The sequence below is a fragment of the Rhodococcus sp. NyZ502 genome (assembly GCF_041464245.1).
Taxonomy (GTDB): Bacteria; Actinomycetota; Actinomycetes; order Mycobacteriales; family Mycobacteriaceae; genus Rhodococcus_F; species Rhodococcus_F qingshengii.
Genome location: NZ_CP167155.1, coordinates 2718694 through 2736201, shown reverse-complemented (window position 1 = coordinate 2736201; position 17508 = coordinate 2718694). Strand labels below are relative to the sequence as shown.

The following is a 17508-nucleotide window of genomic DNA, read 5'->3' as shown; positions in this document are numbered from 1 at the left end:
GGATGTGTCCGGCAGATGAACTCCCTGCTCGGAGAAGCATTTTGGTGACCAGCGTCATGCTCATCGAGAAATGAGCCCCATCGTCACATCACCTGACACCGACCGACGGTGGCAGCAAAAGTCTGCCCGTTGCGATCTGGCGATACATGACACCATTTCCACCCCATCCGACTCTTGCTTTGTGCGCTGAATCCAATTACATTTCTCCACAATAACGGTACGCGTAACGAAATAAAGAGACGGTCTACTTGACAGCCCGATATATCCAGTGCCACAACCCTTCCGGGCTCTTGGAGGGGCGGCGTTTCGTCGCGTCCATAAGCTCCTCACTCCCCGATCGAAAGAGAGCACGATGACCACAGAGAGCGTCTTCGGCAATCAGCCGCGACCGGTAGCAACTATCGCAAGCCTGACCCTGCTGATCGCTGCCGTGGCCGCGCTCGAAAGCATCATCGTCCCCGCACTCCCCCTGATACAGAGAGACTTCGGAGTGACGGCCGACGTCGGAGCGCTCGCATCCGTCGCTCTGACGTTGAGCACTGTCCTCGTCACGCCGATGGCCGGGCGAATAGCCGACGTGTACGGCGCCCGCCCCACCTTGCTCGCGATCACGACAATCGTTGTCCTGGGCGGCAGCGTGTCCGCTCTCGCAAAGATCTTCCCGCTGTTCGTCCTCGGCCAATTTCTCCAGGGATTCGGAATCGGGTTGCTTCCCGTGAGCTTCGTGGTCCTACGACGCACTTTGTCCTCGGACCGACTGAAGACGGCCACGGGTTTGCTCGGGGCTGTTGTAGTGGCCGGCGGCGCTCTGGGAGTCGTATTGTCCGGGCCCGTCGCGGAAAACGTCTCACGCACCGCGATGTATGCAGTTCCGACCGCGTTCGTTTTGCTCGGCGCAATTACTTTTGCCGTGAGCACACCACGAGATCACATGTCGAACGTCGGCGGCCGACTCGATTGGCCGGGAGCGGGCGGATTGGCTCTGGGATTGTTGACGCTGACGGCGTGGCTGGCGAGCGCATCGAGCAACGGGTGGGGCGCACCGACGTCGATGCTGCTGCTTCTCGCTTCCGCTGCCGTGTTCGCGATCTGGGCCAGGTATCAGAGCCGGACAACCGAGCCGATGGTCGACCTGACGATGATGCGGCATCGTTCGATGTGGAGCGCCGTGGTCGTCGGCGTGGTTTTCGGGTTCACCTACGGCGCTGTTGTCTATCTACTTCCGCAACAACTCGCCGTGCCGGCAGAGAGCGGATTCGGCCGCGGTGCGTCGACCAGCGCCATCGGCTTCCTGCTGTGCGTCGGCTACGGCGCAGCGGTCATCGCGTCGGTGATCTCCGGAAAGCTCGCACAACGGGTCGGCCCGAAAGCCATTGCGGTGGCGGGAGTTGCCTTCCTCGGCCTGAGCGGCGCCGTCGGGGTCTTTGCAACAACGATGTGGCAGATCGTTGTGGTGCTGATCCTTGCGGGTACCGGCGTTGCCGCCGCGTCGACGGCAGTGTTCGTCATCTCCGCCGACAGCGCACCGGCAGACCGCGTAGGTGTCACGACGGCAATAGTCACGATCGCCAGATCGCTGGGTTCTGCTGTGGGAACCCAAATTGCCGCCGGGATCATCGCGAGCGCGACTTCATCCGGCGGCCTTCCCCAGCACTCGGCATTCGCCACAGCTTTCGGAGTGGCGGCAATCGTTGCGATTGTCGGACTCGTTGTCGCGGTGACGATGCCGAAACCGGCATCAACCGATGTTCAGTGGTCGTCCTCGTCCTCGTCGAAGTCTGCGACTCCGCGCTTCCAGTAGCCCGTGATCAGGTGGTCGCCCGAACTCAGGCCGAGTTCGTCGCGCACGAATCTGCGAATCGGCTTGAGACTGGTGGCCTCACCGGAGATCCAGGCGTAGAGGCGCTCACCTTCGGGCACGGTGACCGTCCGTACTGCCTGTTCGAGCAGATCCGAGTGACCGGCTGGGACGTCACCGCGGTGCAGCCATCGCACCTCGACGCCTTCCGGAACAGCGAGTTCGATTTCCTGTGAGGGGTCGGTGATCTCGACGAACACCCACCCGGCGGCAGCAGCGGGCATCATCTCGAGCCAACGAGCAATGGCAGGAAGGGCGGTGATGTCACCGGCCAGCAGATAGCGGTCGTACGTCCACGGAACCACGACGCCACCGGGCGGACCTGCCACGTGCACCCGAGTGCCGACGGTGGCCGCCTGAGCCCAATCAGAGGCGTACCCACCTTCGTGGAGCGCGAAGTCGAGGTCCAGCTCCCCCGCCTCGGCGTCGTATCGACGGACGGTGTACTCACGCGAGATCGGCAATGGACGAGGCCACTTCAGGCTGAATCCGTCGCGTTCGGGTAGACGTAAAGTTCCGTCTGCATCCGGGTAGACCAGGCGAACATGCTCGTCGGGAGCGTGCGATTCGAAGCCCGCCAACTCCGGTCCACCCAAGGTCAGACGCAACAGTCCGGTCCCGACCATTTCGCTGCGAACAACTTCGAGTTCGCGAATGCCGATGGGGTACGGCACTTTTGCGCCGGTGGTCCCCGCCAGAACTTCGGCGATGGTCGCGAGGTGGTCTCCTCGGTTCATGAACTACCTTCCTTTTCCGGCGGAGCATTCCCCACCGGCACAGTGTTTTCGGAGAGATCGACTTCGTTGATCTCCGAAGTTACCCGGCGCACCGAACCCAATGCTGCCAGGAGAACCAGGCCCAGTGTCACACCGGCGAGCCCCAAGACCAGTAGCGCGGCGCCAGGCTCGAGCCACTGCCCGAGGAACCCGGCTGCCATCGAACCGATCGCCGTACCCGTGACGGCTTGCACCATCCACAGACTGGACACGCGTCCGCGCAATTCGTCCGGAGTGTTCTGTTGAAGGACTGCAAATCTCAGAATGTCGTTGAGTGCGCGGCCGAGGCCGAATCCGGCCAGGCCCAGGAACGCGACAATCGCTGCTCCCGACGCACCCAGTACCACCAGGCCGAGAGGCATCAGCGCAACAGAGATCAACATCGCGGCGCCGTTGCGGTGGACTCGTCCGGTCCAACCGCTGGTGAGGGAACCGACCACAGCGCCGACAGCGGGGGCGCCGTAGAGCAGACCGAGCATGGTGGGTCCGCCGCCGAGGACCTGGTCGACGAAGGCAGGCAGCAACACCATCGGCCCGCTGACGAACATGACCAACAGACCGCTGATCAGGATGCCGCGAATGACTGTGTGCGTGCCGGCGAATTTCACGCCGGTCACCAGCGCGCGCATCGGGCTTTCGTGATTCGTGCCCGGTGCAGGAGAAGGGCCGATGGCTTGGAACAACGTGACAGTTGCTGCGGTGGCCACCGCAGCAACAAAGTATGTCGCGGGAATGCCGCCGGAGGCGATGATCACGCCGGCGATTGCCGGCGAGATCATCGTCCCGATGTCGGTGGTCAGCGCTACCAAAGCGCCGGCCGCAGCCATCTTGTTGCGCGGCAACAACGTCGGCATCAAAGCCATCAAGGCCGAGCTGCTGACACCGCCGGCCAAGCCGTCGACAGCTGCCGCGACGTAGATGACCCACATCGACGGGTGTGGCAAGAGCGCATTGCACCCGAGAATGACAAAGCCGAGACCCGCAGCACTGCGGGCCAACTGGATGGTGCGTCGCCGATCGTAACGGTCAGCGAGCACGCCGCCGAACAGGCTGCCGAAGAACATGGCGATGGCCATCGCCGTGGACACTCCGGCAACCTGCAAGGTCGAGCCGGTGAGCTGGTACGTCTGCGCGGGGACGGCTACGACGAGCAGTCCGATCCCGAGCAGCGAGATCAATCGCGCGGAAAAGGCGTACCTGAAGGGACGGCTGGTCCGCAAGGGTGAAACATCGATCACCAGCCCACCGAATCGAGTCATGCGAAGGTCTGGCCGATCAGGTCGAGGGTAGCCATTGCGCCGTCGTAGTCAGGACGGTAGCTGCTGGCGGGGAGCTCGAACGTCGTGCCTGCCTTGAAGGACGGCAACTGCGAGTAAAGCGGATCGGTGGCAAGTTCGGCCATCGGGCGACCGGACACCGGAATCACAAAGGCGACAGGAGCATCGGCGACCTGTGAGAGCAGTTCCGGGCTGACCTCGAACGAGTCACCCGAGCCGAAGAGCTGCGGGTTGCCGGCCTTGGCCATGACGTCGTCGGCCTTGAAACCGAGCTCGGCGAGCATCGCGGGCAGCGCGGCCGTCGGCGGAACGAGGTACGGCTTGTTGCTCGAGACCGAGAGGAAGTAGACGACGTTTCCCTCGGGAACCTTGATCTTGCCCTTGACCTCTTTGACCTTGTCCTCGTATGCGCTCATCAGTGCCGGAACCTGGTCGGAACGACCCGCCGCGTCGGCGACGATTTCGAGCTGCTTGTCCCACGCGGCGACCGTCTTGGGGACCAAGACGGTGGGTGCGATAGCAGTGAGCTGATCGTAGAGTTCCTCGGACTGAACAGAGGTGATTCCCTGGCCACCGCCGATGATCAGGTCAGGCTCAGCCGCCGCGACGGCTTCGATGTTGAGCTGCTCGCCGGCCGGCAATTCCTTGGTGCCCTGCGCCTTTGCGGCGTCCGCCCAAGCCGGCGGGAATCCACCGTCGAGGTTCGTGACACCGAGGACGCGGGTATCGGTGGCAACCACCGGTGCGTCCAGGGCGTACAGGTATCCGGCGAGACCGCCGCTCAGAACCACGATGCGCTCCGCCGACGCGGGCACGGTGACCGAGCCCTTCTCGGTCTCGATCACGCGGGTCGTGGGCTCTGCAGCCTTGGTCGGTTCGTCGTTCGAATCGCTACTGCAACCGATCATCGCCACGAGTGCGACGATCAGCAACCCTGCGATGGCGACGAAACGTCGCCAACTCCGTATCGCGAGGGGCGGTGTGGACTTCATCATTGAGCTCCCATTGTGTTTCAACTGTGTGGTTTTCGAACTATGTGGCCGTGCGTTTCGACAAATAGCTGTCGAGCAGCGGGGCAATCGCCGCCCACCCGGCTGGGGTCACCAATCCGGCGTGGTCGTACGGCAGATGGTGTACTGCCATGTCCTGGTCCCCGCGGACTCCGCGCCAGCGATCAGCCAGCAGCTGTCCGGACGCCTCGGCGTCGGCGGTGATCAGAGTAACCGGTCCGTCGTAGGTTGTGTCGGTCGAGCTGGCCACGAGCAAACGAGTGGCATCAAAACCCGCCCGAACAGCGTCGACCAGTCCCGGTGCCTGAGTGAGGATCTCGGGTGGCAGGGCGGCGGCCAGATCTCGGTCGTCGGCATCGTCGCGACCGCGATCGTCACGATCTCCCAGTGGATGAGTATCGATCAGACCGGCGAACTCCACTGTCTCGCCGATATCGACCAGCTGAGCCGCCATCGCGGCAACGACGTTGCCACCGAACGAGTAGCCGAGCAGGTGGTACGGCCCGCTCGGTTGCACGCCGCGAATCGTGTCGACGTACATCGCTGCCAGTTGGTCCACGTTCGTCGGTTCGAGTGGCTCCCCGGCAACTGTGGGCAGTTGCAGGCCGAACAGTGGACGGTCGACCTCGAGAACACCGGTCAAAGGCGCAAAGGGCCAAGCGAATCCACCGGCCGGATGCACGCAGAACAGTGGTTCTCCGCTGCCTTCGGCTCGCAGTGTCAGGAGGCGATCACGACTCAGATCGATTTCGGACGCCGACTCGTCAAGGTGTACTGCAAGTTCTGCAACTGTCGGACGGGCCATCAGCGTTCCCACACCGACGCTCACCGACAGGTCGTGCTCCATCTCCCCCACCAGTCGCATAGCTCGAAGCGAGTCGCCGCCGAGATCGAAGAAACTCTCTTCGGGATCGACTGCCTCGACGCCGAGTACCCGCGCAAAGACCTGGCACAGTTGCCTTTCCATCTCGGTTCGCGGTGCTCGGGCCGCTGCTCGGGCGGGGGGTGCCGGCAACGCACCGCGGTCCAGTTTTCCGTTGGGCGTCAACGGGATCGAATCCACGACGACGATGTCCGACGGAACCAGGTGTGCCGGTACGCTTTCCCGCAACGCAGCTCGCAGATCGACTGGATCACCGCCGGGTTCTTCGATGACGTAGCCGACCAGTCGCGGCGGCGCACCGCCTTCGCTACGGACTGACGCTGCCGCTCTCAACACTCCCGGCAACGACGCCAGCGCGGATTCGACTTCACCCAATTCGATCCGAATGCCTCGGATCTTGACCTGATGGTCTGCGCGACCCAGATATTCGAGTTCGCCGTCGCGGCGACGCAGTACAACGTCACCCGTGCGGTACATGCGCTTGCCGACGGAGTAGGGATCAGCAACGAACACAGCGGAGGTCAACGCGGTCCGGTGAAGGTAACCCATCGCCGTTCCGTCTCCGGACATGTACAGCTCGCCCGCCGCTCCGATCGGTACCTCCCGCAGACCCGAATCGAGTACCCGCGCAGACGCGTTCAGAATCGGACGACCCAAGCAGGGTGTCTCGCTCCCCTGAACCGGGGATCCCATCGCGTTGATCGTGAACTCCGTCGGCCCGTAAAGGTCGTACCCGTCGACACCGTCCTGATCGCGCAATCGCGACCACAACTCGGCAGGTACAGCTTCTCCGCCGAGCATCACCAACACCGGCGTCCGCTCACCGTCGAGGAGACCGGCGGCCATCAGTTCCCTGGCATACGAGGGGGTTACATTCACGACGTCGATACCGACTTCGCGGTAATGCTTCACCAGAGACGCGGGGTCCAGTCGCGCCTGCTCGTCGATCACGTGAACTTCGTGCCCCGCGAGCAACCAGAACAGTTCCTCCCACGACATGTCGAACGAGAACGAGACTGTATGCGCGATGCGCAGACGTCGGCCACCCACACTGTTTTCGGTCGGAGTGAATATCTCGGCCTCGTGATTGTGATACATCGTCGTCAACCCGCGGTGACCCACCACGACGCCCTTGGGTTTTCCGGTACTGCCCGAGGTGTAGATGACGTAGGCAGGCTGGTCCGGTGAGGTCGGCCCGCAGACCGCAGCCTCGTCGACAACTGGTGCCGAAGACTGCCCGTCGAGTACCCCGGCCACGTCCGGGTCGTCGAGTACCAGACATGCCTGTCCATCGGGAACAACGAGGTCACGCGTCTGAGTCGTGGTGACTACCAGCGCCGCATCGCTGTCGAGGATGAGTTCGCGCAGGCGTGCCGGCGGGTGAGCCAGATCCAAGGGAAGGTAGGCCGCTCCGGTTCTCATGACGGCGAAGATTGCGACGACGTGATCGGCAGTACGCGGAAGTGCGAGCGCGACAACACGGGTCGGTCCCCCGCCTGGTACCGACTGCCCCAGCGCCGACGCGAGTATCCGTGCCAGTCTGTCCACCCGAGAGTTCATCTCGGCTGCGCTCAGTGTGACGTCTCCGAAGACCAGCGCCGTCTCGTCCGGAGTTGCCGCTGCCCTTTCGCGCAGTAGTGCGTCCACGCTACCGCCGGCCTGGTCCGGCCGTGGCATCACGACGTGCTCCGAAGCGAATTCCGCGGGGGTGCGCGAAAGCGGAACCGCCGTGTCCGCCACCGTGGCGGTATCGGAACTCGCCATCACTTCGAGAATCGTGATGGCGCGGGACAGGATGTCCTGAGCCACGTCGTGCGGAATCAGGTCAGGACGGTTTTCGAGTGTGAGCGCCATCGCCGCGTCCCCGACACCCGGATCCACGTCGAGCGTGAGCGCATAGTGCGTGCCGTCCACCGCATCGAACCCGACGATTCCACTGCGACCGAACGTGTCTCGACGTGCCTGTTCGTCGCGAGGGGTGTTGCGGAAAACGTAGAGCGTGTCGAAGAGCGTGGCGAACCCTGCACTTCGCTGCACGTCGCCGAGCCCGAGATGGTGATGCCCCAGCAGCGAACCTTGTTCACGGAACAGGCGTCCGAGCAACGCCGAGATCTCCTCGCCTGGCCGGACCCGGACACGCACGGGAATGGTGTTGAGCGCCAAGCCCACCATGCGGTCGGCGCCCTCGACCTCGGGTGAACGTCCCGAAACCGTCGATCCGAAGACCACGTCGTCACGCCCCGTCACGGCGCGCAATGCCAGGCCCCACGCCGCAGAGACGACGGTGGACAGCGTCACTCCGCTACGTCTGGCCAGCTCGCGTACGTGCTCGGTGATGCTCTGTTCGAGCTGAACCCGGGTGAACACCGGCAACGGAGCGCGCCCGCCTGATCCCGTACCACCCACGAGTGTGGGTTGCTCGAGATCCGCGAGGTAGTCCTTCCAGGACGAGATGGCGTCCGTGCGATCCGCTTCGGCGATCCATCGCAGGTGATCACGGAAGTCCGCAGGCTTGTCGAGCGCGCCGTCGAGTCCAACCGGGTCCGTGCCGTGTGTGCGAGCAAACTCGTAGAGCGCAAACAACTCCGCGTACATCAAGGTCTGCGACCAACCGTCGGTCAGCAGGTGGTGCTGAGTGAAGACGAGGTGCGCTCCCCCACCTGGCAACCAGACCAACACCATTCGAATGAGTGGCGGCGCACTCAAGTCGAACAGCCTGCCGAATTCAGCCTCGTCGACGGCGCGGACCTCGATATCCAAGTTCTCGGGTGCGACTGCGCTCAGATCGATTTCGCGGAAAGGCATTTCGGCTGCCCTGGGCACGAACTGCACCGGAGCGTCGAAACCGGCGTGTGTGAAGCCGGCCCGCAGGTTCGGATAGCGCCGCAAGAGCGCATCCCCCGCTGCTCGGATTGAGCGAACGTCGACGGCGGCATCGGCGGAGAACTCGAATCGCGGCTGCATGTGATAGACATCCGTGCCGCCGGCGCCGTCGAGAACCGACTGGAAGTACATGCCTTCCTGCAAGGGACCGAGTGGCAGCACGTCCTGCCAGCCCGGGCTCAGCGACTCGAGCCGTGCCCGACGATCCGCATCGACGGCTACGAGTGGGCTCGGCACACGATCCGGCGCGGTGTCGGGCAATGCCTTCCGGTCCACCTTGCCGTTGAGGGTGAGTGGTAGTGCTTCGAGCACCGTGATGGTCTGCGGCACCATGTGTTCGGGTAGGAGCCGCGCAATCTCCTTGCGCACCAGTACCGAATCGAGCGTGGTTGCACCTTCGGGAACCACATATCCGTGCAGACTTCCGGTACCCGCCGCATCGACGCGAACGGTGGCTGCCGCGCGGAACACACCTGCCACCGATCCGAGCGCGCCTTCGACCTCGCCGAGCTCGATGCGGAAACCACGAACCTTCACCTGATCGTCAGCACGACGAAGGAAGTGCAAAACCCCTCGCCGGCGTCGGACCAGATCGCCGGTGCGGTAGAGGCGTGCCCCCGGCAGAGAAGGATCGGCGACGAACCGAGCGACGGTCAGATCGGGGCGGTTCAGGTATCCGCGGACCACCTGCGCACCGCCCAGATACAGCTCGCCCGCAACGCCTTCCGGAACCTCACGCAGGTCGTCGTCGAGGATTCGCACGTGCACATCGGTCCAGGGCTGACCGATCGTGACTCGGTCGCCGGTCGTGATGACCGAAGATGTCGCCCACACCGTGGCCTCGGTGGGTCCATAGACATTCCGGACCGAAGCAGCGTTGGCCACCAGATCGTCGGCCAGATCCTGCGGGAGGGCTTCCCCTCCCACCAGGGCTCGCACCATGGCGAGTCCGACTGCGTTCTCGTGTTCGGTGACCACTCGCCACAGCGCCGGCGTTGCCTGCATCACTGTCGCATCGCTTGCGATGATCAACGCCGACAACGCATCCGGGTCGCGAACCGTCCTGCGGTCTGCGATCACGACAGTCGCGCCCGCCGCGAGCGGGCACAGCAACTCGAGTGCCGCGATGTCGAACGACACCGTTGTCACCGCGACGATGCGATCGCCCGGCCTGATCCAGCAATCCTCGAGTACCGTGTCCGCGAAGGCTGCGAGGTTGCCCGTCGAGACCATCACGCCCTTGGGGCGACCCGTCGAACCGGAGGTGTGGATCATGTAGGCGAGGTGATCACCCGCCGCGGGCGGCGGAGGAAGCACGACACCCGAGTTGGTGAACTCACCGTCCACGAAGACACTCGTGGCGACCGTCAACGGAAGTTGCCCGGCGCTGTCGATACTGGTCAGGACACACACCGGAGCCGCGTCCTCGATCATGAACTCGAGCCGCTCAGTCGGGTAATCGACGTCGAGTGGCAGGTACGCAGCGCCGATGCGCAGTACCGCGAGCAGTCCGGCCACCAGATCCGCATTTCGATCCAGCGCGACGGCGACTACCTTCTCGGGTCCGGCGCCGACCGCGAGAAGTTCGCGGGCCAGCTCGTCGACGCGCGCCGACAGTTCCCCGTAGGTAATTCCGACCTCGCCGGAGATCACCGCGATGTCGTCGGGGTGGCGGCTGACGTGTCGAGCGAACAACTGCGAGATCCCCGACGGCGGCGTCGCGCGTCGGCCCGGGTCGCGATCCGGCTTGTTTTCCGCCAGTCGCAGATCCGCGACGACAGTGCTGATTTCGTGACCGAGGACCGCGATCACACCGTCGAGCAATGCGTCCGCAGTCGCGGCGTCGAACAGCCCGGCATCAACCGTCAATCGAAGTTCTGTTGCGGTTCGGACGAATTCGAGGTCGACGCTCTTTCCGGGCGAGTGACCGACACGGGCAGCGAACAGGCTGCTCGTCGGACGCCCGAGTAGATCGGCGATTCGGTCGAGGCTGACATCGGAATGCGCAAGTGCCTCGGAGACAGCGTTTTCGACTCGCCGAACGACATCGGCAATTCTAGGCCGACCGGACAGGTCGACCCGAATCAGGGTGTCAGTCCCTTCCGAGACCAGTCCGACCGCAAGGTCCCGACCACCGCCGAAGCTGTTCAGCGTCGCCGCCACGGCGGCCAACAGCACCGCGTCGAATCCTGGTTCGTCACCGAACCGGGCATCGCGTAGCTGACGGAGGTAGGTGTGCGGGCGGTACTCTTCGCCGCGCGGGCGGTCATACGGAAGGTCCGTTTCGAGGGGCAGGTCCGCGAGCGTGCGAACCCAGTACCGCTCGTGATCAGGATTTCCCGCCACCGCCGGGGCGCGGAACGTCGCCACGGTCACGACGGGTCGATCGACGCCAACGACCGAATCCGGCGAGAACTTCGTCCGATCGACGCGTGCGGCCACGGCAAGACCGAGGGGGGTCGGGGTGTCGAAGACATCCGAGACGACGACGCGAATTCCCAGCTTGCGCAGGCTTCCCACCAACCGCATCGCAGTGAGCGAGTGACCGCCGAGAGTGAAGAAATTGTCGCCCGGATCGACGTCGGGAATCTCCAACACCGTTGCGACACAGGCGCACACTGCATCCACGACCGCGGGATCGACATCGATCGCAGGATCGGACGCGGCCACCTTTTTCGTGACAGCGACATTTTTCGCGGCAGACACCGCATCGGCAACGGACGCTGCCTGTCGGACTACCGTGAGCACCGCGGATGCGGGAGCTGTCGGCTCGGTCAGCAACCCACGCAGGATCTCCGCGAGCCGTGTGACCATTCGCTCCGCCGTGGCGTCGGAGACAACTGCCGGATCGTGGTACAGAACCAGATCCAGACCGGTGCTCGGCGGCGCCATCAACGTCATCGGATAGTGCGTGACTCCGCGGTTGGTGAATCCCTCGACCCGCAGTGTGTGCGATGCAGGCTGTCCTGCACCGGAGTTCGGGAAGTTCTCGAACACCAGGAGCGTGTCGAACAGTTGCCCGATTCCGGCGATGCGTTCGATCTCGGCCAAACTGGTGTGTTCGACGTCCACGATGTCGAATTGGGCGTTCTGGAGATCGACGAACTGATCGAGCAAAGGCCGGTCCGCGACGATGTCGAGGCGGGCCGGAATCGTGTTGCTGAACAACCCGACCATTCCCTCCACCCCCGAGAGTTCGGCAGGTCGGCCGGACACCGTGGCGCCGAACACGACGTCCCACTGTCCTGTCGCTTCGGCGAGCGCTGCTGCCCACGCACCCTGAACCAGGGTGTTGACCGTCAGCGCTCGCGCACGGCCGAGTTCGATCAGCGCTTCGGCGTCCGATGTCGCGAGAGGAACCTCGAGCGCGACGGGCACACTTCGCGGCGCTCCGGCATCGGCAACGAGAGTCGGCGCGGTGAGCCCACGCAAACGCTCGCTCCACGCTGCGCGGGCAGAGTCCTGATCACGGCCGGCGATCCATGCCAAGTAGTCGCGATACGGCGTCGGCGCAGGGAGGCGGCTGTCGCCGTCGTGGTAGACGTTCATCAGCTCGCGCAGGACGATCGGAGTCGACCAACCGTCGGTGAGCAGGTGGTGCGCGTTGAGGACCAAACGGTGCACCCCGCCGGGCAGCCGAACCAGTAGTGCACGCAGCAGAGGCGGTGTACTGACGTCGAAGACATGCTTGGCGGCCTCGTCCTCGAGCTGATCTGCAGAGCGGAATGCAGTGTCAGCTGGAACGGAGGTCAGATCGACCGAACGCCACTCGACTTTTGCGCCGCGCGGAATGATCTGAACGGGCCGTTCGAACTGCTCGTAGTGAAAAGCTGCGCGAAGGTTCGGGTGCCTGTCGATCACGGTCTCGAACGCGTCGGCCAACTTCGCCTCGTCCAGTGGCCCGGAGAGGTCGAAGCGTGCAGTGAGCGTGTAGACGTCTGCGGCTCCGTCACGGACCGCATGGAACAGGAGACCTTCTTGTAGCGGCGAGAGCGGAAGGACGTCGGCAAGCGGTCCGTGGACGGCTTCGAGTTCGTTGATCCCTGCCTGATCGACCACCGCGCCCTGGCCGAAGATCGTCGCCGAGCAATCGGAAGGCGTCAAACCACCCTCGAAGAGCGCGGCATGCGCGGTCAGGGCAGCGAGCGCACGTTCCCAATGCTCTTGCAGCTCGACGATCGTCGCGCCGTCGAGCACTGAACCCGCCGCAGTCCATTCGACTGCCAGCGTCGTCGAGTCGTCCTCTCGGACAAATGCGTTGAGCGCCAGCACTTCCGACATAACCTTCGTCGCCGGCTCGATGACCGCGAATGGATCCTGCTCCGGCAATCGCCATCCGGTTCCGGGCAAGGACGGGAAGCGGCCCAGATAGTTGAGCAGCAGTTCGGGTGTAGCGCACGCGGAAAGGTCAGGTGCGGTGTCGGGATCCAGATGCCGCAGAACTCCATAGCCGACTCCGCCTCCGGGTACGGCGCGTTTTGCCTCCTTCACCGCACGAAGGAGATGTCCCGCAGCTGCTCCGCCGCTCAGTGCGTCGGCAAGATCGTCTGCGGTGAGCAGTGCATCGGTGGGAACCCGGACGGGGAACTCACTGGTGAACCACCCGATGGTTCCGGCGAAGTCGGTGTCGCTGGTGAGCGCGTCGCGGCCATGACCTTCGACGGTAACTGTCTGCGCGGGCAGCCCGATGAGGCCGCGGCCGTGCTGCCATGAGCGCAAGGCAAGCATCAAACCCGAGAGAAGCACTTCGTCGGCCTTGGCTCGATACGCCGCCGGAAGCGTGGTCAACAGCGCGTCGGTGACGGCCGGGGGCGCAATGGTTGTCGTGCGAGAGGCGGTTGCGGTCACGTCGATCTTCGGGTCGAGACGACGACTGCCGATCGGCTCGTCGTCCGCCTGCACCGACGCGGACTTCCAGTACTCGAGCTCTGACGCCCTGCTGCCAGAGGCCCCGAATTCCGCGAGCAACCCTGCGTATCGACGCCACGAACTTCCGCCTGCAGCCAACCGGGCCGACCTACGCTCGCGTGCAGCATCGGTGGCTTCGTGGAGGTCTGGAAGCAGAATTCGCCAGGACACACCGTCGACGATCAAATGGTGAGCTACGACGATCAATTGGTCGGGTCGACCGGCCTCGGTATTGACCAGTACGACTCGCAGGAGTTCACCGGCACGTGGGTCGAGACTCGCCGCCGACGCCTCCGCGAGGTCTCTGATCCGGGACGGCTCGGAGGTGTCGGACACCGCGCGAACGAGTCCCTCGCTGCGCACCGCGCCGGGGTCCCGGACGATCAATTCGGTAGTGCCGCTGTCGTTGTCACGGCGCAGGAGCAGGCGTAGAGCGTCATGGTGATCGAGGATCGTCTGCACGCCGGACTGCAGGTCACCCAGTGAAAGGCTGTCGTCGATGCGCACTGCGGTCCACTGCGCGTAGCCCGCGATTGCCTCGTCTGTCGGATTCTTGTCGATCAGTGCTCGAACGATCGGCGGGGCGATCACGGTGCCGGTGGCCACGTCCGCAACCGAGGCTACGGCGTCGGCGTCATCGGCAATCTCACGTGCCACAGCGGCGATGGTTCCCAGATCTCGCTGTGCCAGTAGTTCTTTGGGAGCAACGATCAGTCCGCGCACCCGCAGGCGACTGCTGACACTGATTGCCGTGATGCTGTCACCACCGAGGCCGAAGAAGTCCTCGTCCACGCCGACGCGTTCGCGGCCGAGCACCTCGGCCACCACGTCACAGAGGATTTCCTCGCGCGGTGTGGATGCGGCGCGACCTGCCGATTCGGCAGCCGGGGCTGGTAGTGCCGCACGATCGAGCTTTCCGTTCACCGTGACGGGTAATTCGTCCAGAACGACGATTGCGGCGGGAACGAGATGATCCGGTACGCGACCGGCGAGGTCACGGCGCAATTCTTCCTGCGGCGGAAGCGTCGCGCCGGCGGCGGCTACAACGTAGCCGACGAGGCTGGGCCGTCCCCCATCCGTACGGATCAGCGCGGCAGCCGCGCCGATTCGGGGTACCGATCCGAGAACAGCCTCGACCTCGCTCAACTCGACTCGATGTCCGCGAATCTTCACCTGCTTGTCGCTGCGACCGATGAAGTCGTAGCCCCGCCCCGGCACCCACCGCGCCACGTCCCCGGCGCGGTACATCAGATCTCCCGGAGCCCCGAAAGGATCTGCGACAAAACGCTCGGAGGTCGCGCCGGCGCGGCCGAGGTAGCCCCTGGCCAATTGCGGTCCCGCCAGGTAGAGCTCACCTCGTTCACCGTCGGCGACCGGCTCGAGCGCGCTGTCGAGAAGGTACGCACGGGTACCCGCGAGGGGGTACCCGATATGCGGTCCGGCACCTTCGACCGTGGTCGCGATCGCGTCGACCGTCGTTTCTGTGGGGCCGTACAGGTTTCGAGCCGGAACACCGGATTCGATGATCGCGTCCCACAGTGCGGGCGGTGCCGCCTCGCCACCCACGACGAGGAGCTGCAACCGCTGCGTACGCAGCAACCCGTTGTCCACCATCGCTGCCGCCATCGACGGCGTCGTGTCGACCACGTCGACGCAATCTCGCTCGAACGCCGCGACCAGAGCAACCGCGTCCTTCTGCAGTTCCTCGTCGTATACGTGCACACGATGACCACACAGCAGCCACAACAGTTGATCGAGAGACGCATCGAAGGCGAACGACGCTGTGTGCGCGGTGTGCAGTTGACGGTTCCCGACGCGCTCGGCGGTGTCCCGGTAGATGGTGGCGCGATGGTGGTGAAGCAGGTGCGCCAATCCACCGCCTCTGACCAGCACACCCTTGGGCTTGCCTGTCGATCCCGAGGTGTAGATGACATACGCCAGGTGATCACCATGCCGTGCTGTCGCCAGTTCACCGAGTTCGAGTGGAAGCTCGGAATTAGCACGGAGTTCTTCGCGGACTGCGTCGGAATCGATGACGAGGGGGTCGGGCCGAGAACCTCGGACGAGTTGCTCGGCCAGAGTGGAAGTGGTGATCACGACCTTCGGCTGCGCGTCGTCGATCAGATCTCGCAACCGCTCGGCCGGGTGCTGCGGATCCAGGGCCACGTACGCTGCGCCCGCGTTCAATGTCGCGAGCAGAGCCACCACCATCTCGGAAGTACGCGGAAGCGCAAGTCCGACAATGTCGTCCGGGCCGACATCGCGGGCCCGAAGCAACCGGGCGAGCTTGTGGACGCGGCCACCGAGTTCTGCGCCTGTCAAACGTTCGTCACCGCACACGAGGACTGTGTCATCCGCGTGCTCGACAACGATGCGGTCGAACACGTCGGGAACGAGTTCGACCGAGCCGGGCAGCGGTGCAGTTTCGCGGCCGGCGAGAATCCGCGCGGCTTCGGCCGCAGGCATCATCTCCACCTGACCGACGGCAGGATCTCCCTCCCCGACCATCGCGTTGACGATGCTGACGAAACCGGCGAGGCGACGCTGAACCGATTCCCGAGTATTGGTACGCGCGTCCACTTCGAATCCGAGTAGAACTTCGCCGTCCGCAATGGGCGTCACCGTCAAACCCAGGTCCTCCGGCGGTCCCCCGGCGACGTTTCGCAGTACACCCACAGCGCCGGCGAAATCGAGGGCGAAGTCGAAAGCCTTGAGATTGATTCCGATCCCGTGAAGCAGTGCGCCGGTTCCGGCGACGCCCAGGTCCCGAGCAAGATTCTCACCGCGGTAGCGCTGGTGTGCGCGCAGGCTTTTCATCGTGGCGGCCACCTGCTTGCTCAGGTCACCGAGTCGATCGTGGCTGCGAATCGTCAACCGGAGAGGCAGAACGTTGACTGCCATGGCCGGCGTCTTGAGTGCCGTGCGACCTACGCGCGCCATGAGTGGCATCGCGATGACAACATCCGTCTCGCCGAGCAGTCGGTGGAGAAACGCGCCGTAGCAGGCGATCAGTGCCTCGGCCCACGTTGTTCCCGTCGCGTCTGCCACGTCTTTGAGGCGGTTGAGGGCGTCGGCGGTAATGATCTCGCGAACCTGGATCGTTCGTTCCGCCGGACCGGTGACCTGCTGGCCGCGTCCGTCCAACGCGGGCAACGGCGTCAGGACATCACGCCAGTAGTCACGATCTTCCGCGAACTGCTCGCCAGCCCGGTACGCCTCGTCCTCGCTGACCAGATCTGTCATAGAACCGAATCGCGTTGGTGCGACGTCGGTTCCCTTCTTCGCGGCCGTGTAGTGCGCGGCGACACGACGCGAAATCATGGCTGCGCTGTAGCCGTCGACGATCAAGTGGTGATAGAGCTGGATGCACCAGATCTCGCGATCGGAGAGCCTGATCAGCGAGTACGTGTACAGCGGACGCTCCACCATCAGGCGGCAGTACTCGGACGCCCGGCTGCGCTCGGCGTCGACCAGTGCGTGCGCCACGGCTACGGGATCGCGCTCGTCACGGACGTCGGTGATCGGGATGATGCCAACCGGCTCGTCGGAGATGTACTGACGCGGGCCGTCCGCCGTCTCGATCATCCGCAGCCGCATGGTTTCGGCTTCACCGATCGTCGCCGTGATGGCGGCTGTCAGCAGTTCGGTGTCGATCGGTTCGTCACCCGAGATTTCGAGCACCTCGCCGACGAGGTAGCTCCGAGATTCGGGATCAAGCCTCTGTGCGTTCCAAATCCCGAGTTGAGCTCCTGTGAGAGCAAACGTAGCTTCGCTCGCCGCTCCGGAGTTCGAACCTGGAAGAACGCTCACACTGATCCCCTCGTCTGTGGACACACGTCACCCAAGGGTGACCTAACGTCGTTTTGGGTAGCCTAAACTAAATGTCAATGAATCGGGGAATCCGCCTCGCCGG

Annotated in this window: 5 protein-coding genes; 1 reads left to right on the top strand and 4 read right to left on the bottom strand. The window is 64.2% G+C overall.

The window, feature by feature from the left end; all coding sequences use genetic code 11:
- Positions 1-352: 352 nt before the first annotated feature.
- Entirely contained in the window at positions 353-1801 is a 1449-nt protein-coding gene (locus ACBG85_RS12775; protein ID WP_372027644.1) for an MFS transporter, read from the top strand.
- Here ACBG85_RS12775 and ACBG85_RS12770 read toward each other — a convergent pair.
- Genes ACBG85_RS12770 through ACBG85_RS12755 form a run of 4 tightly spaced genes read right to left on the bottom strand, consistent with a single transcriptional unit; the run spans position 1750 to position 17405 of the window.
- Complete coding sequence (locus ACBG85_RS12770; protein ID WP_161120997.1) at positions 1750-2595, bottom strand: siderophore-interacting protein; 846 nt, start codon at positions 2593-2595, stop codon at positions 1750-1752. The two genes, ACBG85_RS12775 and ACBG85_RS12770, sit on opposite strands and share 52 nt — an antisense overlap.
- On the bottom strand, positions 2592-3893 hold the full coding sequence (gene entS / locus ACBG85_RS12765) for an enterobactin transporter EntS (protein WP_007735127.1): 1302 nt from the start codon (positions 3891-3893) through the stop codon (positions 2592-2594). Before entS ends, ACBG85_RS12770 begins: the two co-directional genes overlap by 4 nt.
- A complete protein-coding gene (locus ACBG85_RS12760) occupies positions 3890-4903 on the bottom strand; it encodes a Fe2+-enterobactin ABC transporter substrate-binding protein (protein WP_003942170.1) in 1014 nt (337 codons plus the stop codon). The genes entS and ACBG85_RS12760 overlap by 4 nt, the downstream gene beginning before the upstream one ends.
- Positions 4904-4943: 40 nt before the next feature.
- Positions 4944-17405 carry an amino acid adenylation domain-containing protein gene (locus tag ACBG85_RS12755; protein WP_372027641.1) on the bottom strand — a complete coding sequence of 4154 codons (12462 nt, stop codon included), beginning with the start codon at positions 17403-17405 and terminating at the stop codon, positions 4944-4946.
- Between the last annotated feature and the right edge of the window lie 103 nt (positions 17406-17508).

What these genes read in the sequence shown, in the direction of transcription:
- ACBG85_RS12770 (WP_161120997.1), bottom strand. Translation starts at nt 2,595, where the DNA reads ATGAACCGAGGAGACCACCTCGCGACCATCGCCGAAGTTCTGGCGGGG.
- ACBG85_RS12760 (WP_003942170.1), bottom strand. Translation starts at nt 4,903, where the DNA reads ATGAAGTCCACACCGCCCCTCGCGATACGGAGTTGGCGACGTTTCGTC.
- entS (WP_007735127.1), bottom strand. Translation starts at nt 3,893, where the DNA reads ATGACTCGATTCGGTGGGCTGGTGATCGATGTTTCACCCTTGCGGACC.
- ACBG85_RS12775 (WP_372027644.1), top strand. Translation starts at nt 353, where the DNA reads ATGACCACAGAGAGCGTCTTCGGCAATCAGCCGCGACCGGTAGCAACT.